The organism is Tanticharoenia sakaeratensis NBRC 103193 (genome assembly GCF_000963885.1).
In the GTDB taxonomy this organism is placed as follows: Bacteria; Pseudomonadota; Alphaproteobacteria; order Acetobacterales; family Acetobacteraceae; genus Tanticharoenia; species Tanticharoenia sakaeratensis.
This window is the reverse complement of sequence record NZ_BALE01000029.1, coordinates 11094-37892: the sequence shown is the minus strand read 5'-3', so window position 1 is coordinate 37892 and position 26799 is coordinate 11094. Positions and strand designations below refer to the sequence as shown.

Sequence of the window (26799 nt, the reverse complement as noted above, 5' to 3'; positions counted from 1 at the left end):
CCTCCTCCGTATGACGGGAAAACCGTGATACGGGAAACTGCATGACGAAGGCTCATGCATGATGATTGATATCCAGGTTCTAACCATTCTGCGCGAGGTCGACCGGACCGGCAGCCTGACTCAGGCGGCCGACCAGCTCGGCCTGACGCAATCCGCGCTCAGCCACGCGGTGCGCCGTTTCGAAGAGCGCTATGTCGTCAAGCTCTGGGAGCGCGAGGGGCGCAAGCTGCGGCTGACGCTTGCAGGGGATTATCTTCTGGGACTGGCAATACGGGTGCTGCCGCAACTCGAATATGGCACCGCGGTGCTGGAAGACTTCGCTCGCGGACGGCGTGGTGCGATCCGGGTGGGAATGGAATGTCATCCCTGTCAGGACTGGTTGATGCGCGTGGTAGACCCGTTCCTGTCGGAATGGCCCGACGTCGATCTGGACGTGACAACGGCTTTCCAGTTCGGCGGGCTGGACGCGCTTCTGAGCCATGAGATCGACCTGCTCGTCACGCCCGACCCGATCGAGCATCCGGAGCTCGAATACAAGGGCGTGTTCGACTACGAGCTGGTCCTGGCCGTTGCCGAGACGCACCCTTTGGCGCGAAAACCTCGCGTCGAGCCTCAGGATATGACCAGCGAGACTCTCATCACCTATCCCGTCGCCCGGGAGAGACTGGATATCTACACCCGCTTCCTTGCACCAGCCCATGCTGTGCCGCGCCGTCACCGCACGGTGGAAACGACCGATCTGATGTTGCGGCTGGTGGCCTCGGGTCGGGCCGTCAGTTCCATTCCGGACTGGCTCCTGCGGGGCGTTCCGGGAGTGAAGGCAGTGCGGCTCGGTGAAGGGATCGCAAAGTCGATCCATCTCGGCCATCGCAAGGGCACGGCGTCCGCCTATCTCGACGGGTTCATGCATCTGGCCGCGACCATCCGGATCTGAACCGCCGTCGGACTGGACGTCGACCTGCTGCCGCTTCGTCCGAGGCAAGCGGGACGACAGGCACCGTCGCGCCCGACACCCTGGGTGGAGCGGTTGATCGATGACACCATGTCACGTAGCGATGAGATAAAGTCATTTTTAATCATGGTTCGACTCAAGCATATGTCGGGCGAACGCTCGGCACATGACGTCATGAGGACCATCCTCGGTGGTGCCGGCAGGAGTAAGGCCTTGGGTAAAACTGTCCAGGGCACGCAGATCAGTCTTCACTTCAAGCAATCGGGGACGCAAAGGCACGATGAGCACAGACTTCGCATTCTCGGTGAAGAGCGTTCGTTTCGACGAGGATTATCAGCCCGGCGAGAACACGCGCGCGACGACTAATTTCGCGAATCTGGCCCGGGGCGAAAGCCGCAGGGAAAACCTGCGCAACGCATTGCAGATGATCGATAATCGCTGCAATGCGCTGGCATCCTGGGACAATCCTGACAGCGATCGGTATGCAATAGAGCTTGAAATCATCTCGGTCGAAATGGAGCACGAAGGCACCGGTGATGCCTTCCCCGTGATCGAAATGCTAAAGACGTCTATCATCGACAAAAAGCGCAACAAGCGGATCGAAGGGATCGTCGGGAATAATTTCTCATCCTATGTCCGCGACTACGATTTCAGCATCGTTCTGCCCGCGCACAACAAGGGGCGCTCCGAATACAGCATTCCAGGCGATTTCGGCGACCTGCATGGCAAGATATTCAAACGCTTCATCAACTCGAAGGCGTATGCAGAGCATTCCGCGAAGCCCCCCGTGATCTGCCTGAGCGTCTCGCACGACAAGACCTATCGGCGAACGGAAAACCGCCATCCGGTCCTGGGCGTGGAATACCGAACGGAGGACACGTCCTTGACCGAGGCGTATTTCCGAAAGATGGGTATGCAGGCTCGTTATTTCATGCCCGATAACAGCGCCGCGCCTCTGGCGTTCTATTTCTTCGGCGACCTTCTGAACGACTACACTACTCTCGAACTCGTCGGCACGATCAGCACGATGGAGACGTTCCAGAAGATTTACCGCCCCGAAATCTACAACGCCAATTCCCCGGCAGGCCTGCACTTCCAGCCCAGCCTCGAGCATCAGGATCACTCCCTTACCCGGATCGTCTATGACCGCGAGGAGCGCCGTCATCTCGCTGTCGCACAAGGACGATATGCCGAGAAGAACTTCATCGCGCCCTATCGGACGCTGCTCACGCACTGGTCCGTCCGACAGGACTGATACGCGAACCCGAACCCTAGAGAAATAGGCCTCATGAACACCCTACTTCCGACATCCACCGCCGGCAGTTTGCCAAAGCCTTCCTGGCTCGCGCAGCCCGAAAAACTCTGGTCGCCCTGGAAACTGCACGGCCAGGAACTGATCGACGGCAAGCGGGACGCGCTCCGCGTGGCCCTGATGGAGCAACAGCTCGCGGGCATCGATATCGTCAGCGACGGCGAACAGACGCGTCAGCACTTCGTGACGACGTTCATCGAACATCTCGGCGGTGTCGATTTCGAGAAGCGAGAGACCGTCAGGATACGGGATCGCTACGATGCGAGCGTTCCGACGGTCGTCGGTCCGGTCACCCGCGAGAAGCCCGTCTTCGTCGAGGATGCCGCCTTCCTCCGCCGACAGACCAAGGCTCCGATCAAATGGGCTCTCCCCGGTCCCATGACGATGATCGATACGCTCTACGACGCTCACTACAAGAGCCGTGAGAAACTCGCCTGGGAGTTCGCGACGATCCTCAATCAGGAAGCGCGGGAGCTCGAAGCGGCCGGCATCGACATCATCCAGTTCGACGAGCCCGCCTTCAACGTGTTCTTCGACGAGGTGAACGATTGGGGGATCGCCGCCCTGGAGAGGGCGATCGAAGGGCTCAGCTGCGATACCGCCGTCCATATCTGTTACGGTTACGGCATCAAGGCCAACACGGACTGGAAGAAGACCCTCGGCTCCGAGTGGCGTCAGTACGAAGCCATCTTCCCCAGACTCCGGGAATCGGGCATCGGCATGATCTCCCTCGAATGCCAAAACTCTCGTGTTCCGATGGATCTGATCGAGCTCGTGCGAGGCAAGAAGGTAATGGTGGGCGCCATCGACGTCGCCAGCGAGATCATCGAGTCCCCGGCGGAGGTGGCCAAGACCCTGCGCAACGCACTCCGGTTCGTGGACGCCGACAAGCTTTTCCCCTGCACCAATTGCGGCATGGCACCGCTGCCGCGCCATGTCGCACGCGGTAAGCTCGAAGCCCTGACCGCGGGCGCGGAAATCGTCCGCCGGGAGCTCGCGGCATAACGATACATCGGCGTCCGTGAAGTGAACGATCCGTCCTCAGCGTCGCCGCTCAGCCGCCACGAGCGGGATGCCCGGAGGACAGGATCGGATCACGTCTCAACTGGCGGGAGACAGCCATCTGCAACAGTTAATTTTCTTCAAAGCTGATCCTTTATTTTCCACCCTCGATTACGACTGCAGGCTTCGTGCCGACAGCGGCTCGACTGCTTCTACCCGCAACTTGGTCGTTCAATCGGGGTCCATTGCTTTCGGAAGCGCTGGGCATAATAATCGGCAGCGTAATCGGGCGGCACGCCGGCGGCGTCGAAACAGCTGCGGGTCATCAGGGCCATGACGATATGGTTCTTCAGCCGCAAGCCGCCTACGATGACGGAATGCAGCACAGGGCTGTTGCTATGGTCGGACAAGAGTTTCCTTCCGGGAAAGGTAAAGCGCGGAATGCAAGCAAACCGCCGGGCCACGGCGGTTCGCAGTGACTTCGATCAGCCGACGGTTTTTGCCCATACGATTTGGGCACTGGTGAATTCGCGCAGGCCGAAATGTGACAGTTCACGCCCGTAGCCGCTCTTTTTCACGACGCCGCGACCGGAATTCCCTCAATCAAAGCCTTTCACGTCCAGATCCTGCCACCAGTCGCTAAACTCCGGGCTCAGCTCGGAAAGCTCCTCGACCAGACTGTCGAATGGACGCTTGTCCGCCGCCTGAACGCGGGCGGCGCGAAATGTCGAGATCATGCAGCACGACATCTGCTCCCAGTCTCGAATCAGGGTCCGATAGGGTCGATAGACGAACAGCAGGCGCAACGTGTTGCGTTCATGCGGTTGCAGAGATCCGTAGTCGACGAACAGGTCCGCGATCGCGTCATTCCAGGTCAGGATGTCGAGCCGCGTGTTGCGAACATAGGCCGGAATGGGATCGATGGCGCGAACGAGCATACTCAGGCCGTCGCTGCGCTTCCCACCTGTTTCGGCTGGAAGAGCCTCACGCGCGGGCAGGGCGAAAAGATGGGCGGATTCGACCCGATCGAGTTTGAGAACCCCGGCGATCCGCCGCAGCGCGTCGGTTGAAGGCTGGATATCGCGACCCTGCTCCAGCCAAATTTACCGACTGACGCTCACGCCCGCGAGCACCGCCACCTCCTCGCGACGCAGTCCCGGCGTTCAACACGGGCTCGCCGGAAACCCCAACTCGCCGGCTACAGACCCGCTCGCCGACTGGAGAGAAACGAGCCCAGTTCACGACGCTGATCGGGTGACGGTTTCTTCAGCATTGGCGGATCATAACGGGTCTCTGCACGCCGCGCGATCCGCAGGGCGCTGTGGGATTCGCCAACGTCCGGCAAGGCCCTGTCCGTCCACATGCGCTGCCCGAGAATTTGGCTGAAGACCCGACATTGCGTTGTCCCTGCCTGCGGAGACCGTTGCGTCGCTACCGTAACAAACATCGCAGGTTACGCTCGGCACGAAGCGGATGTCGCATCGATCGAGCGGGGAATCGGGACCGTGACCGCCGATTCCCGCGATCCGCTCCCATTGCGGCATTGTCCCACGCTGCCGTTCTGGTCCATGACGGGCGGCTGCCCTCACACGCCCGGGACCCGGACCGCATGCTTCAGATCGACGCCCTGACTTTCAACGCCTGGGGACGCAAGTTCTTCGACCGGGCCAGCGTCACGCTGCCGAACCCGTCCAAGGTGGCGCTGGTCGGGCGCAACGGCGTCGGCAAGTCGACGCTGTTCAAGCTGATCAAGGGCGAGTTGCAGCCGGACGGCGGCGATATCAGCATTCCGAAGGCCGCCCGCGTGGCCGCGGTCGATCAGGAGCATCCCGCGACACCCGTCAGCCTGATCGAGACCATTCTTGAGGCGGATACCGAGCGCGCGACCCTGATGGCGGAGCTGGAGACCGCCGATCCGGAGCGCATGGGCGATATCTGGATGCGCCTGATCGAGATCGACGCCGATGCAGCTCCGGCGCGGGCGGCCGAGATTCTGAACGGGCTCGGCTTCTCGACCGAGGATCTCGACCGGCCGATGGCGGAGTTCTCGGGCGGCTGGCGGATGCGCGTGGCGCTCGCGGCCGCCCTGTTCGCCGCCCCCGATCTGCTGCTTCTAGACGAGCCGACGAACTATCTCGATCTTGAAGGCGCACTGTGGCTGGAGGCGCGGCTTGCGCGATATCCGCACTCCGCGCTGATCATCAGCCATGACCGCGAGTTGCTGAACAACTCCGTCGATTTCACCCTGCATGTCGCGGAAGGCAAGCTGGAACTCTACACCGGCGGTTACGACAGCTTCGAGCAGCAGCGCGCCGAAAAGATCCGCCTGCAGAGCGCGACACGCGCCAAGCAGGAGGCCGAGCGCGCGCATCTGCAGTCCTTCGTCGATCGCTTCAAGGCTTCGGCCGCCAAGGCCGCGCAGGCGCAGAGCCGCGTCAAGCGGCTGGCCAAGCTCGCCCCGGTCGAAACGACGATCGAGGCGGGCGTCTCGCCTTTCATCCTCCCCTCGCCGCCCCGGCCGCTGGCGCCGCCGCTGCTGCGCCTCGAGCATGTCGAGGTCGGCTATGGCGATGATCCGGCAATCCTGCGCGATCTCGATCTGCGGCTGGACGTGGACGACCGCATCGGCCTGCTGGGCGTCAACGGTGCTGGCAAGTCAACCTTCGCCAAGCTGGTGGCAGGTGCGTTGCAGGCCCGCTCCGGCCTGATGAGCCGGTCGTCGCGGATGGAGGTGGGCTGGTTCCACCAGCACCAGATCGAGGCGCTCGATCCCAGCATGACGGCGCTCGACATCATGCGCGAGGCCCGGCCGCTCGACAGTGACCAGTCGCATCGCTCGAGGCTTGCACAGTTCGGCATCCATTTCGAGAAGCAGTCCACGGTGGCCGAGGCCCTGTCCGGCGGCGAGCGCGCCCGGTTGCTGCTCAATATCGTTGCGATGAACGCGCCGCATCTCCTGATCCTCGACGAACCGACGAACCATCTCGATATCGACAGCCGCCGGGCGCTGCTGGATGCGCTCAACGATTACCAGGGCGCGGTCATTCTCATCACCCATGACCGCTCGCTGATGGAACTGGTGGCCGACCGGCTCTGGCTGGCGGCGGACAACAAGATCGTCCCGTTCGATGGAGACATGGACGACTACGCGCGCTTTGTGCTGGATCGCGCGCGCGGTGGCACCAGCGCGCCGTCGCAGGCTGCCGCGAAAGAGAAGCGACGCAAGCGCGGCTGAGGGGCCAGGCTTGCCATTCACCATCGGGTTGGCGCTGTCATCCGCAGGCCCTGTGGCGTCCTTCCAGCCATGGGACGCGGCGGTACCGGGCGGCACAGTCTGAATCCGGTTTCCCTCGAAGTCGGGAAACCCAGGGTTGCGGTCCCATATGCCTAGAAAAACCCGAACCGGCGGATATCGGGTGATATCAGTGCGCGGGGCGCGTGCTGGATCGCGCAGGCGGAATTTATTCGAGGCACGGGTGGCACCTCTTTCTGAATGCGCTCGAAGGGATCAGTTCAAAATTTTCGATCGATGATCCGCCTACCGAGAGAGGGTAACACCGGGCTCGAACGTCCGGCGGGATAATGGTCTGGAACGTCCGCGATCGCGCTGTTTCATCCGCATTCGAACACGAAAAAGTCCGGACCCGTTCTAGCCGCCGTGGGCGTCTGCCCATGGCATCGGCAGGAAGCCCTCGATCGCTTCTACGCGCGCAATCCACGCCTGCACATTTGCATAGGGTGCAAGCGAAACTTGGCCTTCCGGGGCGCGGGCGACATAGGCGTAGCAGGCCAGATCGGCGATCGTCGGATGATCTGCGGCAAGGAACGGCGTGGACAGCAGGAACGCATCCATGAATGCCAGGATCGCGGCCGCTTTCTCGATCGCATCAGCCGGTTCGCCGGGCTTGTCGAACAGTGCGACCATGCGCGCGGCGGCGGGCCCCTGCCGGATCTCGCCGGCGGCGATGGAGAGCCAGCGCTGGACATGGGCGGCCCCGACCGGATCTTCCGGCAGCCACTGCGTGCCGGCGCCGTAGGCCTTGGCGAGATAGACGAGGATGGCGCTGCTGTCGCACAGCACAAGGTCGCCGTCCTTCAGCACCGGCACCTGACACAGCGGGTTCAGGGCGCGGAGCCCGGGTGCATCCACGCTGGTCGTCTCGACCGCATGATCCAGTCCGAGGATGGACAGGAATGCCGCGACCCGATGCGTATGCCCCGAAAGCGGCAATCCATAGAGCGTGATCATGTCCTGCCCATCCTGTCCTGTGATTACGGTGCCGAGAGATCCACCGTGCCGATGACGCCGTCTTCCGTGCCGAACACCAATGCCCCGCCCTGTGGCGTGAAGCACAGCGCGCTGACCTTGCCGCGCCCGGGACCGCACAACGGCAGAACGCGCTCGGATGCGATTTCGGCGATCAGCACGATTCCGTTTTCGAACCCGGCCGCAATCACGTCCTCGACCGGATGAGGCGCCACCCGGCTGCAGAACACACCGGGCAGGCGCGCAAGCTCGGTCGGCGCCTTGCCCATCGGGCCGCCGCCGAAGAACGGCCACAGCACGATCGCGTCCGCGCCCGACGTTGCAAGCCAGCGTCCATTGCGGCTGAAGCCGATGGACGCCACCTGGCGCGGATAGCCGCTCATGCGCATGTTGTGCCCGTCCGACAGGCGCCAACCATGCAGGTCGTTCTCCTGCATGGACGTCACCAGCGCGTCGCCGCCCGGATGGATCGCAACACCGATATGGCTGCCCTTCCAGGCGAGACCGCGCACGGTGTCCACCTTGGCCTGCACGAACCACATCGATGCGCCGTTGTAGTGGGATGCCGCGATGCGTTTGCCCTTCGCATCGAAAACCAGCCCCGTCACGGTGGACGGATGTTCCAGCACCTTCAGCGTCGTCTTGCCCGCAGCATCGCGCAGTTCGGCCTGCTTGCCTGTCGAGAATGCGACGACGCTGTCTTTTGCGCTCTTGCCCGCGAAGCTTGCGACGCGATCCACCCAGCGACGTCCTCGGTGCAGTTCCGTGACCGTCCCGTCCGATGCCGTGCGCAGCAGGCGGCTGTCTTCGCCGCCGCTGAGGAACCCGTCCGGTCCCGTATCGGCACAGAGATCCAGCACGGCTCCGTCATGCGCCTCGATCCGCTGCCATTGCGTCGGGTCGCGCAGGCCGTCGCGCGGAATCAGATACAGGTCGCCCTCGGCGGTCGCGACCGCAACAGTCAGGCCATCGCGCGAGGCCACGGCATGGGTGACGAAACCATCCACGCGCGTCTCGGCGCCGCGTGTACCCAGAAGCTCGGGACCGAGGCCCGAAATCGTGCCTGCCTCGCTCATGCCGCGATGCAGCTCTCGAAGCCGCGGCGCAGGCGGGGACGGTTGAGATTGCGACCGATCAACACGAGGCGCGACGTGCGCGGCTCATCCGCGCCCCATGGGGCCACGAAATCGCCATCGGCCATCATGTGGACCGCCTGAAAGGCGAAGCGGCGGTTTTCACCCGCATAGGACAGGATGCCCTTGGCGCGAAGGATATCCGGCCCCTGCTCCTGCAGGAGCGCGCCGATCCAGGCCTGGAACCGCCCGGCGTCGAGCGGCTGATCGACCGAGAACGACAGGCTCGTGACGTTCTCTTCGTGGCTGTGTTCGGTATTTTCCAGAAAATCCGGCATCGTGGCCAGTGCACGCTGCAGATCGAAGCCGCCGCGATCGAGGATCTCGTCCATCGGCACCTGTCCGCGCTGGGCCGGGACGATCTTCACCGCTGCGTTGATACGACGGATGCGCGCGATGATCGCCTCACGCGCGGCATCGTCCACGAGATCGGTCTTGTTCAGGACGATGACGTCAGCAAATGCGATCTGGTGAACGGCCTCAGGGCTTTCCTCCAGCGTCTGAATGATGTTGTAGGCATCCACCACGGTCACGACGGCATCGAGCTTCGCGCGCTCGCGCAGGTTTTCGTCCACGAAGAACGTCTGGGCGACGGGCGCCGGATCGGCGAGTCCCGTCGTCTCCAGGATGATGCCGTCGAACTTCGTGCGACGGCGCAGGAGACTGCCGAGAATGCGGATCAGATCGCCGCGCACGGTGCAGCAGATGCAGCCGTTGTTCATCTCGAACACTTCCTCGTCGGCATCCACCACGAGGTCGTTGTCCACGCCGAGTTCGCCGAACTCGTTGATCACGACAGCATATTTGCGGCCATGTTCGGCAGTCAGGATATGGTTCAGGAGCGTCGTCTTGCCGGCGCCGAGAAAGCCGGTCAGCACGGTGACGGGGGCCCTCGTGTCGGCCTTCGCCGGGAGGGTTTCGGTGGCGTCGGACATCGCTTCGTCATCCAATCCAGAAAAACGGGTCGGGCTCCATATAGAGCGCTTCCGGGGATGATCCTAGACGGGCGGGAGGATCAGGCAGGAATCGGGCCATGCCGTCCCCGCGGACTGCATCGGGCCTGCGGTCCTTGCGAACTCTCGAAAGGCGTTACCCCATCAGGTGCCAAGGGGTGCGCATGCGAACGACGCTCCCGCATCAGGTGGCCGGGTTGCGTCGCAGATCCCATGCCAATGCCACGAGAAGCAGCACCGGCCAGAGAAAGGGAAGCAGCGCACTTCTGGCGCCGACGACAGCTCCCGCGGCGCCGGCGACGTACGTGAGCCACGCCATGCCGGGCAGGACCGTGGCTGCCACCTCCGGACGGTCCGATGCGACGCGGCGTGCGAGCCGTCCCACCGCGTAGGCCAGCCAGTCCGCGATGCCGGATGCGCATTTGAGCATGTTGTTGGTCATGACAACCGTCTGGATCGAAATGCCGTCAAACCGCGAGAGCGTTTCACCCTGAATGGCCATGGCGACTGCCAGCAATCCAACTTCATATGGAACGCGATGGGGTGCATCAAGGCCAAGCGATAGCGCCTGCACGATCGCGAGGATCGCGCCCATGATCAGCCATCCGTCTCCGAGTGACCGCAGGCGCCGCTTCATCAGACTGGCGGCGATCCCACCGGCAAAGAATATGGCAAGGACGAAGGCGAGTAATCCGGTTCGATGCCCGGCCCCCATGACCAGCGACGTGCCGAACTGCGTCGAATTGCCGGTCATGGCGCCGGTGTAGACGCCCTTGAGTTCCAGATAGCCGAGCGCGTCGACATAACCCGAGACCAGCCCCAGCGCGCAGAGCCGCAAGGCGGCGACGCGCAAGGGCGGCTTCGTTTCAGACAATGAGCGGTTCGTCCTGGCGGAACGCGTCGACAGTTGCGTCGTCGACATTCAGATGCGCCTTGACCAGCGCCTTCGGTGAAAGGCCGAGCCACTGGTTGAGCGAGAAGTCGACGAATGTCGGGCTCTTGAACAGTTCGAGGAAAATCATCGGTTCATCGCCGATGTTTTCCAGGTAATGCCCCATGCCGAGCGGCACGTAGCCGACGTCACCGGCGCAGTAGTCGAAGGTCCGGGCCTTGCCGCCGGATGCAAAGACCGTCATCCGGGCCCGGCCGCGCACGAAATACTGCCACTCGTCGTTGTTGGAGTGCCAGTGCATCTCGCGGATGCAGCCCGGCTCGATGACATTAATCGCGGCCGCGATCGTGGAAGCTGCCGGAAAATTGTGGGAATCCACGACGCGAACGGTGCCCCCGGCCGCTTTGGCCGGGTCCTGCTTCAGGAAACGGTGCGTGTATTGAATGGCGGAAGGTCCCTGCGGGCACACGACGGCGTGTTCCTTCGAGACCGTCGGCGCGTCCGCCGCGAAAATCCAGCGTGTCTTTTCGACATCGGTCGGAAGATTGGCAAACGCGGATTCCGGCACACCGAAATTCTTCGCCAGCACATGGCGCGGCGTATGCGCGAACCAGTCGCTTACGAGGAACGTCTCGTTTTCCGAAAAATTCGCATCATCAAAGACAAGGAGAAATTCGCAGCCCTCTTCGCCCAGTCCCTGGATCGAATGAGGAATGCCGGCCGGGAAATTCCAGATATCGCCGGCCTCCACATCGTCCACGAACGGATGGCCGCTCGGATCGAGTGCCGTGACCCGTGCCTGACCGGCAATCATGAAGCCCCATTCGGCTTCCTTGTGATAATGCAGTTCCCGCACGCCGCCCGGCTTCAGGCGCATGTTCACCCCGGCCAGGGTCGTGGCCACCGGCAATTCCCGGATGGTGATCTCGCGCGCCCATCCGCCCGTGCCAAGGCGGTTGCGCGCATCGGCGTATGAGAATTTCAGGTTCGGGATCGTGCCAGCGTCGGTGTCGGGCGATGCCAGCAAATCGGGTTGCAACTGCTCACGCGTCGGATTGCGCGGGCCCAGAATGGATGCGCCCCGATCACCACGAATGGGTTTGGGATCAATATCGGGGCTTTCGTTCCAGGGAAGATCGCTCAAGATCGGCTCCATCATCATGTTGCCACGGGTCTCGAAAGGCCGTCCGGTCCGAGACGCGGCGTCTGTCCTGATGACCGAATGACAGGCAAACACCCCGGCCTCCTTGATCCACGTCAATCATCACGCGGGCGTGAACCATGAACACGGATCGGACGCGCTCGCGGGCAGGCGCAGGCGGGGCCTGTCATATCGAGCCGGCTTGTGGGAAAATGGCAGCTTATGACCTTGCTGCAATCCTTTCTGCCACCGCAATCCGGACCTGCTTCCCTCGCCTCCTGCGTGGAGCCAAGGCCGCTACCACCCGTGTTGCGGCGAACGCGTCCAGGGATCGTCCGACACCACGACGACAACGGGCACCAATCATGACCGGTCGGGGACTGCTGACAACGCTTGGTGTGCCGTTCGGGCTGGCGCTCGTCCCGACAGCAGGTCTTGCTCTCACAGGCGCGGACCTGGCGGGATGGCCCGCGAGCGTCATCTGGCTTTTCGCCTGTATTCCTCTCACGTCCGCATGGCTGGCCTGGATATCGCGATTCATCCGATGATCATATCGTTCGTTCTCGTGTTCGTGCTTGCCGTCGCACTGACGCTCCACGCGCGCAAAGGCCATGACATGGCCGATCCACGCGCCTTCTTTGCCGCCCGGGGACAGCTCGGCACATTGCTGTATTTCATGCTGGCCGTAGGCGAGACGTACAGCATCGGGACCGTACTTGGTTTCCCGGCCGGCATTGCTGCGCACGGGACGATGGTCGCGCTGTGGTTCGTAGGCTACATCCTGCTCGCATTCCCCGTCGGCTACGTTCTTTACCCAAGATTGTGGGAAGCAGGGCGAAGAACGGGTGCAATCACTTTGCCCGATCTTTTCCGCAGCCATTTCGGCAGCCGGGCGCTTGAACGTCTCGTCACCTGCATCCTGCTGGTGCTGATGCTCCCCTTGGGCGCGATGCAGTTCATCGGGCTTTCGGACGTCATGGCCCATCTGGCACCTGCGGTGCCGACGATGGCCGCAACGGGCGCTGCGGGGGCCGTCACGTTCGGATTTGTTCTCGTTGCCGGGCTGCGTGCACCTGCGACCGTCGCAATTCTCAAAGATGCCCTCATGCTGTGCACGATCGCAGCGGTCGCCGCATCTGCCGGCCTGCATTGGACCCATGCCACGTCCGGAAGCATGCAGGCGGCTTTCGGACAAAACCACCCCATCTCGGCGCGGGACCTCTGTTTCGTCATCAGCACGATCATGGTGCAGTCGGTTGCATTCTGTATCGCACCGCAATCGGCTGCCGCCGTATTCAGTGCGCGTGATCCTGCCTCAATCCGGCGCGCCCAGATCGCGATGCCGCTCTACATGGTGCTGTTTCCGTTATTGTTCCTGATTGCGGGTTTTGCTGTAACGCATGGCATCGGCCCCGCGAACAACGCATTCCTCGGCAGCGCCAACCTGCTCCTGCCCGACTGGGCGTTCGGCATCGTGCTTGCTGCCACAGCGCTGACAGCTATCGTCTGGCTGGGTGCTGTCTGCCTCTCGATCGCAGCACTTGTCGCACGCAACCTTTTTCCGGGCCTCGATCGCGACGTACAGAAGCGCGTCGGCCTTACAACGATCGCCGGGTATCTGGTACTGTCGATTCTCGGGGCTGCGTTCCGCAATTCCCTTCTGACCGACCTGAATACATTATTCTATCTCGCACTTGTGCAGCTTGTACCAAGCGTTTTGGCGCTTGTGCGCAACCAGCGCCCGTCTGTTCCGAGTGTCATGCTCGGTCTGGCCGGCGGTTTGTCTGTGGCTATGCTCTTGCGCAGTGCGTCCTGGACGACGTATGGCGTGAATCCTGGGCTGATCGGTGTGCTGGTCAATGCCGCGATACTTCGCGTAACCGGGCGCGTTGCGACAAGCAACTGAAGATTTCGGCATGGTGACGATCGATTTCGCCGAAGTTTTTCGGTATTCGCGCGCCATGCCACGAAAATTCTCTCTCGCTGTGCAGCATCTCTTGCACGAGGATGTGAGAAGTCAGCCAAATGTATTTTGACGGTTTTTACGCTCGATTTCGCATGTCCAGCGTGCTCGGTTACATTTGGAACGCCGCCATTCGTTAAAGCATAATATTCCCGATTCTTTCAGAAGAAAGCGTCATATTTTAATGGAACTCTTCGAGGTTCAACCAGAGCAATCCTCGTCTGTTCGATATTTGACGTTAATTTAATGAATCTCGTCAGCTTGATCAGCAAATCGGAAATGACAATTTTATTTTTGGAATAACGCTATATTAATTTGCATGGTAACCCGTGTATGCGTTGTAAAGGCAACACGTTTGTGAAGCTTATCTTGTTCCTCGCGCTATCGATATCATGAGCGCGGCATTAAACCGACCGCCAGGCGGCGTCGTCATTTGTTCCATACTTATGGTTGTTCCGTTAATCGGAATGATTAAGCGCGAAAAGATGTCATGAGGCGTTCAAAATGACCGCGATACCCTTTATTTCCGCACGGATACCGAGCATCGCCACTCTTGGCGAGGAAATCGCGCAAATAGAAGGGTCCGGCATCTTCAGCAATTACGGACCGGTGAATACGCGGTTCGAAACCGCACTGCGCAAGCAGCTGTTTGCGGGCACCGGTGCCTGCATGGGCGTTTGTAACGCGACCATCGGCCTCATGATTGCAATGAAGCAGGCCGCACGTCGTCGCCCGTCCGGCGACAGCGCACCGCGCTATGCACTCATGCCCGCCTTCACGTTTGCGGCTGCAGCCCAGGCCGCGATCTGGTGCGGCTATGTTCCGCTCTTCTGCGACATCGATGCGACAACGTGGTCGGCCTGCCCGGTATCGGAGCGCCGCCTCATTGCAGAATACGGCGAAGCGATCGATCTGATCGTCCCCTATGCGACGTTCGGAAACTGCATCGACCTGGCACATTACGAAACGCTGCATCAGGAAACCGGTGCCGGCATCGTCATTGACGCCGCCGCGTCTCTCGGATCGCTCGATGAAAATGGCGCAGGTTTTGGCGCCGGCTTCTCCCAGACCATCGTCTATTCCATGCACGCAACGAAGACGTTCGGGATCGGCGAAGGCGGTGTCATCTACAGCGGCCGCCAGGACGCGATCGACGAACTCCGGCAGATGGGAAATTTCGGTTTCGGCGCGCCACGTTCGGCAACAATGCCCGGCCTGAACGCGAAGCTTCCGGAAATGACGGCATTGCTTGCCCTGCATCGGCTGGACGATATCGAAGCGATCTCCGAACGTCGTCATGCGCTGGCCCGCATTTATCGCGCGAGGCTGGACGGCCTGCAGATGCAGCAGCCGAGGGGTCTCCGCCCGGCTTATCAGTTCTTTCCATTCCTGGTCCCTGACAGCAGCCCCGTCGATCGGACGGCCGTTCGCGCGGAACTCAAGGCCCGCGGCGTTGAAACGGGCGCGTATTTCTCGCCCCATCTCATGGAGCAGCCTTTCCTCGCGGAGCGTTCCCGGGCTGACGATCTGCACACCACCGATTCGATTGCATCCCGGATTGTTTCGCTTCCCCTCTGGAACGGCATGACCGACGACATGGTCCATGAAGTGTGCGATGCCGTTCTCGAAATCTGTGCACCTGCCGTACAGACTCCGATCTGGTCCGCCATGGACATGCAGAGCGATCAGCCGATTGTCACGTCCCGTGCACACTCGATGGCCTCGACGGCCCGAAAGGAAGTTGCATAATGCGTGTCGCGTCCGCCGCGGCCGGGACATCCGTGCCGCATTATCCGCTGACCGTCGTGGGCCTTGGTCCTGCGGGTCTGGCGCCCCTCCTCGCTGCCGCGAAATCCGGGCAGCTCGAGGAGATATTGTCGCGCGGAATCATCCTGATCGATCGTGCGGACGAGGCCGGTCCTGGCCGGATCGGAAACTACGCGATCACGTCGGACAGTTCGGCCGCGACGTTCCTGTCCTGCCTCGTGGACTGCCCCGTGCCGTCGCTTGCGGCACTGGTCGATCATCCCGTCGCACGGACGATCGCCGATCTCGGCGTCGGCTGTGTGCCGCTGGCTTTGGCTGGCGAACTGATGCGTCTGGTCGGCCGTGCCATCGTGGATCTCGTCGAAGCGGCTCCGGCCTGCCGGGTCATGCTGGGAACCGAGCTGCTTACGCTTCGTCAGATGCCGAGCCGGAACTGGGTTGCGACCGTTCGGCATGCCGGCCGCGTCGAAACCTTCACGACCCGGTCCGTGCTCGCGGCCACAGGCGCTGATCAGCGCCGCGCTCGTCTTGCGAGCGAGGCCATTGGCGGCGTTCCCCTGCTGCCACGGTTCGATCACAAGGTGATCCAGTCCGAGCAGATGCTGGCGCATGGCGGCGTAGTGCATGTGGCTCATCGTCTTGCAGGGATATCGTCGCCCAGGATCGCGATTATCGGCGGATCCACCAGTGCGATGGCCAGTGCAAACCTGCTGTTGCGATCCGGAATTCCTTTCAACGACGGCGGCGTGCGGCTCCTTCACCGCACGCCGATCACGGTGTTCTATCCCAGCGTCCAGGCAGCACTCGAGGATGGATACACCGACTTCGATGCCCAACGCGATGTCTGCCCGGTCAGTGGTTTCCTGTTCCGCTTCGGTGGCTTCCGCTTCGATTCACGCGAACTCGTTCGACGGGCCCTGAAGATCGGTGGCGGCCAGGGGGAGACGCGTCTGGCGTTCCAGCAGATCGCGACCGATCAGGCTGTCGATACGGCGGTCCAGTCGACGCTCGAGGAGGCCGACCTGATTATCTCGTGCCTGGGTTATACGCCGCGCGGACTGCCGGTACTCGGGCAGGACGGCGCGCCCATCGCACTTGGCGGCGTGTCCGGCGGCACCGCCATGGTCGATCCGGAGTGCAGCATCATCGACAGCCAGGGGCGCAGCATTCCTGGTCTCTTCGGCGTCGGGCTTGCCGCGGGCTACCGGCCGCCCGCGCATATGGGCGGCGAGGCCAGTTTCACCGGGCAGGTGAACGGCCTGTGGCTCTGGCAGAACGATGTCGGCAGACTGATCGCGGCACGGATGCTCGCGCATGCGGCCGATACGGCCGACATGATTGCGGCGTGAGCCCGGTCGGGCGATTTGGGTCAGCGCTTGAGGCGATAGCCGGTCTTGAAGATCCACGAGATCACACCAAGACAGATCGCCATGAAGACCAGTGTCAGGGCAAGGCTGGTGCCCACGGCGATATCAGCCGCGTCATAGAAGCTCCAGCGAAAGCCATTGATCAGGTAGACGATCGGGTTGAACAGTGTGATCTTCCGCCACAGCGGCGGCAGCAGGTTGATCGAATAGAAGCTGCCGCCGAGAAATGTCAGCGGGGTGACGATCAGTGACGGGACGATCGACAGTTTTTCGAAGCTGTCGGCCCAGATCCCGATGATGAACCCGAACAGGCTGAATGTCAGCGTGGTGAGCATGAGAAACGCGATCATCCAGACTGGATGAAGGATCTCGAACGGCACGAACAGCCGGGCCGTGCCGAGAATGATGATCCCGAGGATCATGGCCTTACTGGCCGCAGCGCCGACATACCCGCAGACGATCTCGAACGGTGAGACCGGCGCCGACAGAACTTCGTAGATCGTTCCCATGAATTTTGGCATGTAGATGCCAAGAGACGCATTCGAGATGCTCTGCGTCAGCAGGGACATCATGACGAGACCCGGCACGATGAAAGCGCCGTAGCTGACGCCGCCGGTGCGCCCCATGTGCGATCCCATCGCCGTGCCAAAGACCACGAAATAGAGGGCCGTGGAAATCACGGGAGAGACGATGCTCTGCAGGATCGTGCGGGCGGTGCGGCTCATCTCGAAGCGGTAGATGGCGCGGACGGCTTGGGTATTCATGATGCGCTCCGGACGAGGCTGACGAAGATGTCTTCAAGCGAGCTCTGCCTTGTCTGCAGCCCGCGGATGGCGAAGCCGGCCGCGCCGATTGCGCGGATCAGGTCCGCGATACCCGTATCGGCCCCCTGTGCGTCATAGGTGTAGGTCAGGGTAGTGCCGTCTTCGCTGCGCTCCAGTGCCCATGTATCGAGCGCGGATGGCAGTTCGGTGCAGGGTGGCGCGACGTCGAGCACCAGCTGCGTCTTCCCGAGCTTGCGCATCAATGCGGTCTTTTCCTCGACCAGCACGATCTGGCCGCGATTGATGACGCCGATCCGGTCCGCCATCTCCTCCGCTTCCTCGATATAATGCGTGGTCAGCAGGATGGTGACACCACGCTCGCGCAAGCGGCGCACCATCTCCCACATCTCGCGCCGCAACTCGACGTCGACGCCTGCGGTCGGCTCGTCGAGAAAGAGGATGCTCGGCTGATGAGACAGGGCCTTTGCGATCATGACCCGGCGCTTCATGCCGCCTGACAGTGTCACGATCTTGCTGTCGCGCTTGTCCCAGAGCGAGAGATCGCGCAGCAACTGCTCGATATAGGCGGCATCCGGCGTGCGTCCGAACAGGCCGCGGCTGAATGTCACGGTATTCCAGACGGTCTCGAACGCGCCGACCGTCAGTTCCTGCGGGACCAGCCCGATCTGTCGGCGCGCCGCCCGGTATTGTGCGGCGATGTCGAAGCCGTTGGCGGTCACGCGGCCTGTGCTGGCCGTGACGATGCCGCAGATGATGGAGATCAGCGTCGTCTTGCCCGCGCCATTCGGCCCGAGCAAGGCAAAGATCTCCCCGGGGCGGATCGAAAGGTCGATCCCGGACAGCGCGCTGAAGCCGGACGCATAGGTTTTGGTCAGCCCCTCGACCAGAATGGCCGGAGGCAATGGAACATCGATATCGGTTTCTGTCATGGGGACATCTTCCCACGACTCCCCGCCATCTGGCGAGCGCCGAAACGCGGGCCCTGCACGCGGCGAAAGTTTGACCGCGTGGGGTCATGGTGCACGTATCGAAAGCGCTTCATGGGCCGGCCGCAAGGATCGACATGGTGTGACGCAAGGCTGCTGAGAACGGCCGCCTTACGTCACACGTAATCGGCTGATGACAGATCGCGCTGGCCAACATCACCTTGTGTCGAGGCGACATGACCTGCGTCGACGCGATCTTCGCAATACCGGCGTTCGCCTGTCGTGCTTCTTCGTTCTCAGATCATGAAGGCTGTCTGCGTCCGTCACTAGGAGACGACAAAATCGTCATCCTGACCCGCTGCCAGACGCAATCCATTGCCTCGCGCTTTTCGCCAGATGCGGCGGCCTGTTTCATACCGGCAGATGCGCCTTGAGCCCATGATTACTCTGTCCATACGGCGGTTCGCAGTGGAACCGCATGCACGAGGATGCAGGCAGGCCCCTGCCCCCCAGCAGATCCGGAGCCTCCGCGAAGGATCATACCTGCGAAGCCGGATCCTGGCGAGCGTTTTTCCGAAATTGCGCTGCGACGTGGACATGGAGATGCCCAAGATCGGGCATGACGACGTTATGCAACGCCCGGACACGGTCGTGCGCCGCATAGAACCGACGTCTCCCATGGGGCCCCAGCAGGATGGCCGCGCCGAGGAATATGCCGTCGATTTCGATGATGGTGGAACTCAACATGTCAGATGTCCGCGACAGAAAGCAGCATCGCCCCGATCAGACGATGGGCCGCCGGACACTTGGGGACGCGGCGGCTAAAGATGCGCCGAGAAAATCTGCGACGCACGAGAGCACAAGCGGCAACCCGGCCGCCTACTACACATTCGCTGCATGTTGCTCGTGATGACCATGGACGGGTTCATACGTTCGAAATGCGGGTTTGTCAATATACAACCGTTTTTTTCGTTGTATGAAAGAAATCTGCCGTTTTCACTATTCTCTTGCGTTGTTATATCCGAAACTCGGATAACGCCCATCCGCTGTACCTCGACAGCCTCATATGATGAAATGGTGCGCGCGTTTCAAAGACGCTGCGCGGCCGCACGGATATGTGTCGCGTCTGTGCATGTTTTCCCGCGCATGGCACACCGGTATCGGGCCGAACACGTGGGAACGCCTGCTGATTCTGGGGCCCATGCCGCACGCGACCCGGCATGAGATTGTTCTAGGATCACGCCGTTCAGCATCGACTGATGCCGAAAAGGCTGGAGCACGCTGAATGCACCGTCACAAATCCATGCAATGGCATACACTCCGGACCGGCCAGAACGGACAATGGCTGCTGCTCATGCGCTACTGGCTTGAAAGGCCGCTAATCGGAATATTTTCCAAAGTGCTACGGCCGCCGACTTATCGCGCTACGGATTAACCGCTGCAAAGGCGACAGCCCGAGTAGTCAAATCCGGCCCGCTCCCCTGCGGAAGCCGCTGCCGAACCCTTCCGAGCGTGAACAACCGTGTGTCGATCAGAAGCCCGGCTTTTCGCACGCTGCGCACTCAACAGACACGGGGCCGCTTGGCGCACAAAGTGATGTCAGGCGGCGTCGGCACGATATTGCGGCACGGATGTTCCGAAGAGCTTCTCGCGCAACGTTCCCTGTCGATATTGCGTCTTGTAACGTCCGCGCCGCTGCAGTTCCGGCACGACGTAGGTGACGAAATCCTCGAAACTACCCGGGGTCACTGCATAGGCCAGATTGAATCCGTCCACGCCGGTTCGATCGATCCAGTCCTCGAGCAGGTCGGCGATACGGCCCGGGCCGCCGACGAAGGCCACACCCAGGCCCCCGATGGCAGAATGTTCGGCCAACTCTCGGACCGTCCAGACGCGGTTGGGATCAACGACCGTCAAGGCATCCACGGCCGAATGAATGGCGTCGTTGCGGACATGCCGAACCGGCTCATCGAGATCGTATTGGGAGAAATCGATGCCGGTCCAGCCGGACATGAGCGTCAGCGCGCCCTCATGGCTGACGTAACGGCGATAATCGGCCCATTTGGCCTCCGCTGCCGCATCGTCAGGCCCGGTAACGACCGTCACAAGGGAAAAGATCTTCAGCGAGGAACGCGCGCGGCCCACGCGTTGAAGTTCGGAAACCAGTCCCTCGACCCCGTGTCGGGCAATGGCTGCAGACGGTCCGGCAAGAAAGACGCATTCGGCGAAATCTCCTGCGAAGGCGCGCCCTTTCGGCGATGTTCCTGCCTGGTACAGCACGGGCGTGCGCTGCGGCGATGGCTCGCACAGATGAACAGCATCGATTTCGTAATAGGGGCCGTCGTGCCTGATGCGATGGACGCGAGCCGGGTCCGTGAAGACGCCCGCTTCCGCATCGCGCACCACGGCGCCATCTTCCCAGCTGTCGCGCCACAACTTCATGACGACCTGCATGTAGTCACGCGCGATGTCATAGCGTTCGTCATGGCTGGTCTGGCGGGTCTGCCCCATGCCTTTCGCGGCGCTGTTGAGATAGCCCGTGACGATGTTCCAGCCGATCCGCCCCTGCGTCAGATGATCGAGCGTGGAGATGCGCCGGGCGAAGGGATAGGGATGTTCAAAAGACAAGGTCGCCGTGAGCCCGAACCCGAGATGTCGGGTCACGGCCGCCATGGCGGAAATCGTCATGGCCGGATCGTTGACCGGCACCTGCGCGGCATTGCGCAGGGCCGCGTCTGGCCCGCCGCCATATACATCGTATGTGCCCAGCACATCGGCAATGAACAGCCCGTCGAACAGACCGCGTTCGAGAAGTTTCGCCAGATCCGTCCAGTATCCGATCGTGCGATAACGCCACGCCTGATCCTCGGGGTGACGCCACAGGCCGCTGGCCTGATGTGAGACGCAGGTCATGTCGAAGGCATTGATCGGGATTTCGGTCATCAGAGTGTCTCCCGCTCTCGTGTTTTCGACGCGCTGACATCCGCGGCGAGCGTCGCTGCAACGGACTGGGCGTTGGCCGTGACCTCGGGCAGTCCCATCAACTCACCGAACGTTCCGCGTGAGAGTGGCCCCGCAATGAACAGCCCCGGCACCGGGTGGTCCGCGACAATGGCGCGATGGTGTTCGTCGGTGTGCAGGCCCAGACCCAGCGGATCGCGCTCGATCAGGCCATCCCGCGCCAGGCCGGCGAGAAAGGGCTGCTGCGCCAGAATTCCGGCATGATCCGGCCCTGTCGTGTTGATGACGAGGTCGCAGTCAACGTGCCGAACCGCACCGCCGCGCGCGCGCAGGTTCAGGCTGATCGCGGATGCAGTGGCGCTGGCCGACTCCACTCTGGCAGCCTGGATACGCAGCGTGCCGCTGGCGATGCGCTGCGAAAGCGTCGTTTCGACCTGCGGTGCGATGCGGAACCGATGCACGTCCCAGAACGGACGAAGATGCCGCACGAGCCGCTTGCGTTCGACAGGTGGCAGCGCGGACCAGATCGCCCGTCCCTGCCGGCGCAATGCATCGAATGTAGCCTGCCACGGCCGGGCAGGGTCGTCCGCCAGCACGCAACGCACATTACGAAGCAGTGCGCGGGCGGACCGGGCCGGTGTTGTCGAGAAATCGCCATGAGCCTCGACTTCGGCTTTCGCATGAGACTGCGACCGCAGCCCGCGCCGCGATATCGCGATAATGAGCCCCCGATGACCGCGCGCGGTCAGGCTGGCAACGACATCGGCCATCGTAAGTCCGGAACCGATGATCGCAATCCGCGCATCCGGCGCCACACTGTCGAGCCAGGTATGAGACCATGGATCGATGACTATGCGCGGGTCGTGTGACACAGGACGCAGCGGCGTCGGCAATGACGGCACCGGGTGCGTCGTGGCGATCACGACACGGGCGGCCTGGAAAAAAATGCCGTCATCCGTGCCGATCCGCCATAAGTCCCCATCTTTCTGGATCGACACGACGCGGGCACGCACGTGCAGCGCCGCTTCCGACCGCAGCCAGGGCTCGATACGGTCTGCGAGATAGCGACCGAATACGCGCCGTGCGGGAAAGAGGCCGCCGGACGGAGCGAGCGCATCCGGATCCTGGGCGAGCAGCCGATCGCAGTCGATCCACTCCTGAAAGTCGAGTGGCCGCCCGGTATCGATGCTCATTTTCGCGGCCGGTACGTTGATCCGATGCTGTGGATCATGACTGCCATATGCAAGCCCGGCCCCGATGCGCGCGCGCGCCTCGAAGATGAGAACCGGGCCTGAAACGGCCGTACGCCGGTTCAGAAAATGATAGGCGATGGCAGCACCCGTTGCCCCGCCACCGATGATCGCCACGGGAGAAGAGGGACTCTTTCGATCGATCATGACGCTCAACGCGTGGCCGGGCGATAGGAACCGGCGATCGTCTCGCCGAACGGCCCCATGTTGCTCGCCCCTCCGACAGCGCGGGTCGGATGGGCTGTCGGCAGCAAGGGAAGAACCAGTTCGCCGAAGCTGTAGGCTTCCTCCAGGTGCGGATAGCCCGACAGGATGAAGCTGTCGCAGCCGATCCTGCGATACTCGTCGATACGCTCGGCAATTATCGCAGGGTCGCCGACCAGAGCCGTGCCGGCGCCACCACGGACCAGACCAACGCCCGCCCAGAGATTGGGGCTGATTTCCAGCTTGTCGCGCCGCCCGCCATGCAGTGCGCTCATGCGGGCCTGCCCCACGGAGTCAAGGCGCGAGAACACGGACTGCGCCTGCGCGATCGTCGCATCATCCAGGCGCGAAATCAGGCGATCCGCTGCCTGCCACGCTTCCGCCGTCGTCTCGCGCGCGATCACATGCAGCCGGATGCCGAAGCTGACCTCTCGCCCTTCCCGGGCCGCCGCTTCGCGCACAGTCTCGATCTTCTGGCGCACCTGCTCGGGCGGCTCGCCCCAGGTGAGATATTTGTCGATGCGCTTGGCCGCCACCTTGATCCCCACGTCGGACGATCCGCCGAAATACAGGGGCGGTCCCCCTTCCTGATGCGGCGGGAACAGCAGCCGGCCGTCCTCGATGCGAAAGTGAGGTCCCTCGTGCTCGACCGTTTCGCCACGCAGCAGGCGCGAATAGATATCAAGGAATTCGTCCGTGACCGCATAGCGATCGGCATGGCTGAGAAAAAGTCCGTCTCCGCCATTCTCCTTCGGATCGCCGCCGGTCACGACATTGATCAGAAGGCGGCCGTTCGAAAGGCGATCGAGCGTTGCCGTCATGCGGGCAGCGAGCGTCGGAGACTGAAGCCCCGGACGTACGGCCACAAGAAATTTCAGCCGCTCCGTGGATGTTATGAGAGAAGACGCCACGACCCAGCTGTCTTCGCAGCTTCGGCCTGTCGGCAGCAGCACACCATAATAGCCGAGATTGTCCGCGGCGCGTGCGACCTGCTGGAGATAAGGCAGATCGACGCCGCGGCCGCCTTCCTGTGTCCCGAGATAGCGTGAGTCTCCGTGCGTCGGGAGAAACCAGAGGACATTGATTTTTTCAGGCGCACTCATGACGCGTTTGCAACCTCTTTGACTTGCAGCGCTGCGGGATCGCGATAGCGCGCTGCCGGATGTGTGGCGGGCAATCTGTCGTGACCGAACAGGCGGCCACGCAGGGTCTCGCCGCGCTTCTGTTCAGGCATGCGGCCCCGGCGGCGCAGCTCCGGTGCGATCAGGGTCGCGAAATCCTGCGCCGTTTCGAAGGAATGGTATTGACGCAGGTTGATCCCGTCGATGCCGTCCTCGTCCAGCCAGGACTCGATCTCGTCCGCGATCTGCGTCGGCGTTCCACAGGCGAAAAACCGGCCTTCGTCGAATGTGCCGACCTGCTTGAGCGCCGCGCCGATCGTCTGCTCCGGGCCGAAACGACGTCCCATGTTGCCGATACTGCGCCCTTGTTGTGCCAGCGCTTCGCCGATGGTCAGAGCGGGATCGACCGCACGCAGGTCGATCTCGGCCTGCGCATGAACCAGGGCGCCCTCGACACTGTAGAATTCGCGGTAGCGCGCGGCTTTTTCCTGCGCTTCGGCCTCGGTCCTTCCGGGAACGAGCCCCGCCATGACGTAGAACTTGAGATCGGCCGGATCCCGGCCGAGGGCCGCCGCGCGCGCCCGGGTCTGGGCGATGTTGCGTCTGACGTCGTCGCGCGTGCGTCCGCCGATGAAGATGGCCTCGGCATGACCGGCGGCGAGTTCCAGCCCGCGCGGCGAGCCGGTCGCCTGAAAGATCAGCGGTGTGCGCTGCGGTGTGGCCTGCACAAGATTCGGCCCCTCGACCCGGTAATGGGGGCCGGCATGGTTGATGTATCGCGCGCTGCCGGGGCGCGAGAATACATCGCCTTGGACGTCCGCAACGATGGCGTCGTCATCCCAGCTTCCCTCCCAGAGCTTGTAGAGCACGTCGAGATATTCCCCGGCACGATCATAGCGCTCATCGTGGGGGACTTCGTCATCGAGGCCGAAATTCCGTGCGGCATTCGGCAGATAGGATGTCACGACGTTCCAGCCCACGCGGCCGCCCGTCAGGAGATCCAGCGTGCTCATGCGGCGCGCAAAGGCGAAGGGCGGCTCGTAGGTGGTCGAGAACGTCACACCGAACCCCAGATGACTGGTGACGGCGGCCATCGCCGGCACGAGCATCAGCGGATCCAGGTTCGGCACCTGCATGCCCTGCCGAAGGGCGGCCTCGAGGCCGCCGAAGCGGTCATAGACACCGACCACGTCTGCCAGAAAGATCGCGTCGAATCCCGCGTCTTCCGCAAGGCGTGCGAGATCCAGCCAGAAGCTCATCTCGCCGAAACGGTGACGGGCATTGCCCGGCGCGCGCCACATCCCGTGCACGATATGGCTGACGCAGGCCATTTCGAACAGGTTGGCGCGCAGGGGCTTCAGTGATGCACCAGCCGTCATCATGCAAGCCCGACTTGCACTTCGGCATGGGTCGGCGCCTGGGCTTGAGCCTGTCGCAGAAGCCCCTCGCGATACGGCGTCCAGAGCGGCGTGCCGTTGAGGGCGAGATCGCCCAATTCCCTCAGGCGCTGGGCTGCCGGATTATGGGAGGCCAGAACGCGGGCGTTGCGCCAATGCCGATCGAGACGGCGCTTCTCGCTCGTCGCGGATGCGCCGCCGACCTCGAACAGAAGCGTCGCCGCTTCCAGGGCCTGCTCGATGACAATCTGCTGCGCCTGAAACGCGATTTCCTGCGCCGCCTCGATCCTGGCACTGCCGCGATCGCCGGCCACCCAGTCCGGCTCCGCCTCCGTCAGCGCGTCGGAGACACGGTCAACCAGCGCTGCCGTAGAGAACGCCAACGCCGACATCCGGCCGACGACACCCTGAACGACCGGATCCTCGCGCTGGGCGACCTTGCCCGGCACACCGAAGACGCGCGTGCGTGGGCGCACGAATTCAAGCGCGTCGCGCAGCACCGCCTGCGTGATGCCCGCAAGCGTTGCCAGATGGAATTGCTGGTAATAGGCGCCGAGAAAGGACTGCGCCGGCAGGTCCGTCAGGGCCTTGCTGGAGATGATCTGGTCTTCCGGAATGGCCACATTGTCGAACACGGTCGTCCCGCTGCCGGTCAGGCGCTGTCCGAACCCGTCCCAGTCGTCGACGCGGCTCACGCCCGGCGCATCGGAGCGGACCACGACATGCGCCCGTTGATCCGCGCTGGCTGCCCAGACGATGATCCAATCGGCATAGAGCGTGCCGGTCGAGTAATACTTGGTGCCGTTCAGGCGCCAGCCGTCGGGCTGCCTGAGCAACGTTGTCGACACGTTCGTCTCGTCGGAGCGCTCCGCCATCGCGGCGCCGAACAGTGCGCCGTCATTAATAATCCCGAACCACCGCTCGGACGCCTGCCCCTGCTGCCGACGTCCCTCGACGAAGGCGAAATGGGCGCGGACGATCTGCGGAATATTGGAGTCCGCAGCCGCAAGCGTGCGCAGAAGCGTAAAACTTTCCTTGAGCGAAGCGCCCAGACCGCCCGCCTCTCGCGGCACCCGCAGCCTTCCGAAGCCCGCGCCCAGCAGGCCGCGGACCGCATCGCGCGCAAGCTCGCGTTTCTGCTCACGCGCAACGGCGCCTGCCGCGATCTTCTCGAAGACCGGTGCGAAATGCGCGTCCAGCGTATCGGCACTGCCAGAAGCGGCCGGGAAATGTTCCGTACCCATGATTACCCCGATCCGAGACGTTGTTTCAGGAGCAAGCCTATGGGCATAAATGCACGCCTGTCCAGTGCTTCGAATGATAATGACGGTTCGGGTCGTTGTTTACACAAACAACCGTACGTGAGATGGTTTTTGGCAGCCCGGCCTTCATCGTCATCGCAAATC

The 26799-nt window shown here is 62.5% G+C and carries 22 protein-coding genes; 7 read left to right on the top strand and 15 right to left on the bottom strand.

The genetic code is table 11. The annotated features are described in order from the left end of the window. Window positions 1-58 precede the first annotated feature (58 nt). From B8446_RS10395 to B8446_RS10385, 3 genes are all read left to right on the top strand, one after another. Window positions 59-934 (top strand): LysR family transcriptional regulator, encoded by an 876-nt coding sequence (locus tag B8446_RS10395; protein ID WP_199484098.1) that lies wholly within the window; start codon window positions 59-61, stop codon window positions 932-934. Between the two features lie 298 nt (window positions 935-1232). Continuing rightward, window positions 1233-2207, top strand: coding sequence for a DUF1852 domain-containing protein (locus B8446_RS10390; RefSeq protein WP_048849336.1), 975 nt, complete (start codon window positions 1233-1235; stop codon window positions 2205-2207). 33 nt (window positions 2208-2240) lie between these two features. Continuing rightward, complete coding sequence (locus B8446_RS10385) at window positions 2241-3269, top strand: methionine synthase (RefSeq protein WP_048849333.1); 1029 nt, start codon at window positions 2241-2243, stop codon at window positions 3267-3269. A 209-nt stretch (window positions 3270-3478) separates the two neighbouring features. Here B8446_RS10385 and B8446_RS10380 read toward each other — a convergent pair whose 3' ends face one another. Together B8446_RS10380 and B8446_RS16420 are read right to left on the bottom strand one after the other, a co-directional pair. Next, complete coding sequence (locus B8446_RS10380) at window positions 3479-3676, bottom strand: hypothetical protein (protein ID WP_084712259.1); 198 nt, start codon at window positions 3674-3676, stop codon at window positions 3479-3481. Between the two features lie 189 nt (window positions 3677-3865). Then, the gene (locus B8446_RS16420) at window positions 3866-4204 is read right to left on the bottom strand and encodes an MmyB family transcriptional regulator (RefSeq protein ID WP_199484097.1); all 339 of its coding nucleotides are present in this window, start codon (window positions 4202-4204) and stop codon (window positions 3866-3868) included. 671 nt (window positions 4205-4875) lie between these two features. Here B8446_RS16420 and B8446_RS10370 point away from each other — a divergent pair. Beyond that, window positions 4876-6501: an ABC-F family ATP-binding cassette domain-containing protein gene (locus B8446_RS10370; protein WP_048849331.1), complete on the top strand. Its 1626-nt coding sequence runs from the start codon at window positions 4876-4878 to the stop codon at window positions 6499-6501. 414 nt (window positions 6502-6915) lie between these two features. Here the strand turns inward: B8446_RS10370 and B8446_RS10365 are convergent, their stop codons facing one another. The 5 genes from B8446_RS10365 to B8446_RS10345 all read right to left on the bottom strand — a co-directional run bounded on the left by B8446_RS10365 (window position 6916) and on the right by B8446_RS10345 (window position 11655). Then, window positions 6916-7515, bottom strand: coding sequence for a glutathione S-transferase family protein (locus B8446_RS10365; RefSeq protein WP_048849329.1), 600 nt, complete (start codon window positions 7513-7515; stop codon window positions 6916-6918). Window positions 7516-7538: 23 nt separating this feature from the next. Beyond that, on the bottom strand, window positions 7539-8609 hold the full coding sequence (locus B8446_RS10360; protein WP_048849328.1) for a WD40 repeat domain-containing protein: 1071 nt from the start codon (window positions 8607-8609) through the stop codon (window positions 7539-7541). Next, window positions 8606-9601 carry a CobW family GTP-binding protein gene (locus tag B8446_RS10355; RefSeq protein ID WP_048849373.1) on the bottom strand — a complete coding sequence of 332 codons (996 nt, stop codon included), beginning with the start codon at window positions 9599-9601 and terminating at the stop codon, window positions 8606-8608. Before B8446_RS10355 ends, B8446_RS10360 begins: the two co-directional genes overlap by 4 nt. Window positions 9602-9803: 202 nt before the next feature. After that, the gene (locus B8446_RS10350; protein WP_158507564.1) at window positions 9804-10493 is read right to left on the bottom strand and encodes a YoaK family protein; all 690 of its coding nucleotides are present in this window, start codon (window positions 10491-10493) and stop codon (window positions 9804-9806) included. After that, on the bottom strand, window positions 10486-11655 hold the full coding sequence (locus B8446_RS10345; RefSeq protein WP_241767742.1) for a cupin domain-containing protein: 1170 nt from the start codon (window positions 11653-11655) through the stop codon (window positions 10486-10488). The genes B8446_RS10350 and B8446_RS10345 overlap by 8 nt, the downstream gene beginning before the upstream one ends. A 460-nt stretch (window positions 11656-12115) precedes the next feature. Between B8446_RS10345 and B8446_RS10340 the strand changes: the two genes are divergently transcribed. The 3 genes from B8446_RS10340 (at window position 12116) to B8446_RS10330 (ending at window position 16731) form a co-directional block, all read left to right on the top strand. After that, window positions 12116-13558: a sodium:solute symporter family protein gene (locus B8446_RS10340; RefSeq protein WP_048849326.1), complete on the top strand. Its 1443-nt coding sequence runs from the start codon at window positions 12116-12118 to the stop codon at window positions 13556-13558. A gap of 561 nt (window positions 13559-14119) precedes the next feature. After that, window positions 14120-15364, top strand: a complete 1245-nt coding sequence (locus tag B8446_RS10335) for a DegT/DnrJ/EryC1/StrS family aminotransferase (RefSeq protein ID WP_084712257.1) — start codon at window positions 14120-14122, stop codon at window positions 15362-15364. Continuing rightward, window positions 15364-16731 carry a hypothetical protein gene (locus B8446_RS10330; RefSeq protein ID WP_048849325.1) on the top strand — a complete coding sequence of 456 codons (1368 nt, stop codon included), beginning with the start codon at window positions 15364-15366 and terminating at the stop codon, window positions 16729-16731. Before B8446_RS10335 ends, B8446_RS10330 begins: the two co-directional genes overlap by 1 nt. Before the next feature lie 20 nt (window positions 16732-16751). On the opposite strand, the gene B8446_RS10325 is transcribed toward B8446_RS10330, so the two are convergent. The 8 genes from B8446_RS10325 to B8446_RS10285 all read right to left on the bottom strand — a co-directional run bounded on the left by B8446_RS10325 (window position 16752) and on the right by B8446_RS10285 (window position 26637). After that, window positions 16752-17513: an ABC transporter permease gene (locus tag B8446_RS10325; RefSeq protein WP_048849324.1), complete on the bottom strand. Its 762-nt coding sequence runs from the start codon at window positions 17511-17513 to the stop codon at window positions 16752-16754. Further along, the gene (locus B8446_RS10320) at window positions 17510-18463 is read right to left on the bottom strand and encodes an ABC transporter ATP-binding protein (RefSeq protein ID WP_084712256.1); all 954 of its coding nucleotides are present in this window, start codon (window positions 18461-18463) and stop codon (window positions 17510-17512) included. The genes B8446_RS10325 and B8446_RS10320 overlap by 4 nt, the downstream gene beginning before the upstream one ends. Before the next feature lie 534 nt (window positions 18464-18997). Continuing rightward, window positions 18998-19207: a hypothetical protein gene (locus B8446_RS16615; RefSeq protein ID WP_048849322.1), complete on the bottom strand. Its 210-nt coding sequence runs from the start codon at window positions 19205-19207 to the stop codon at window positions 18998-19000. Between the two features lie 852 nt (window positions 19208-20059). Next, a complete protein-coding gene (locus B8446_RS10305; RefSeq protein WP_199484096.1) occupies window positions 20060-21403 on the bottom strand; it encodes an LLM class flavin-dependent oxidoreductase in 1344 nt (447 codons plus the stop codon). Then, a complete protein-coding gene (locus B8446_RS10300) occupies window positions 21403-22818 on the bottom strand; it encodes an FAD/NAD(P)-binding protein (RefSeq protein ID WP_048849364.1) in 1416 nt (471 codons plus the stop codon). Before B8446_RS10300 ends, B8446_RS10305 begins: the two co-directional genes overlap by 1 nt. A 5-nt stretch (window positions 22819-22823) precedes the next feature. Next, on the bottom strand, window positions 22824-23978 hold the full coding sequence (ssuD, locus tag B8446_RS10295) for an FMNH2-dependent alkanesulfonate monooxygenase (RefSeq protein WP_048849318.1): 1155 nt from the start codon (window positions 23976-23978) through the stop codon (window positions 22824-22826). Beyond that, on the bottom strand, window positions 23975-25378 hold the full coding sequence (locus tag B8446_RS10290) for an NtaA/DmoA family FMN-dependent monooxygenase (RefSeq protein WP_373277145.1): 1404 nt from the start codon (window positions 25376-25378) through the stop codon (window positions 23975-23977). Before B8446_RS10290 ends, ssuD begins: the two co-directional genes overlap by 4 nt. After that, window positions 25375-26637: an acyl-CoA dehydrogenase family protein gene (locus B8446_RS10285; RefSeq protein WP_048849316.1), complete on the bottom strand. Its 1263-nt coding sequence runs from the start codon at window positions 26635-26637 to the stop codon at window positions 25375-25377. The genes B8446_RS10290 and B8446_RS10285 overlap by 4 nt, the downstream gene beginning before the upstream one ends. Between the last annotated feature and the right edge of the window lie 162 nt (window positions 26638-26799).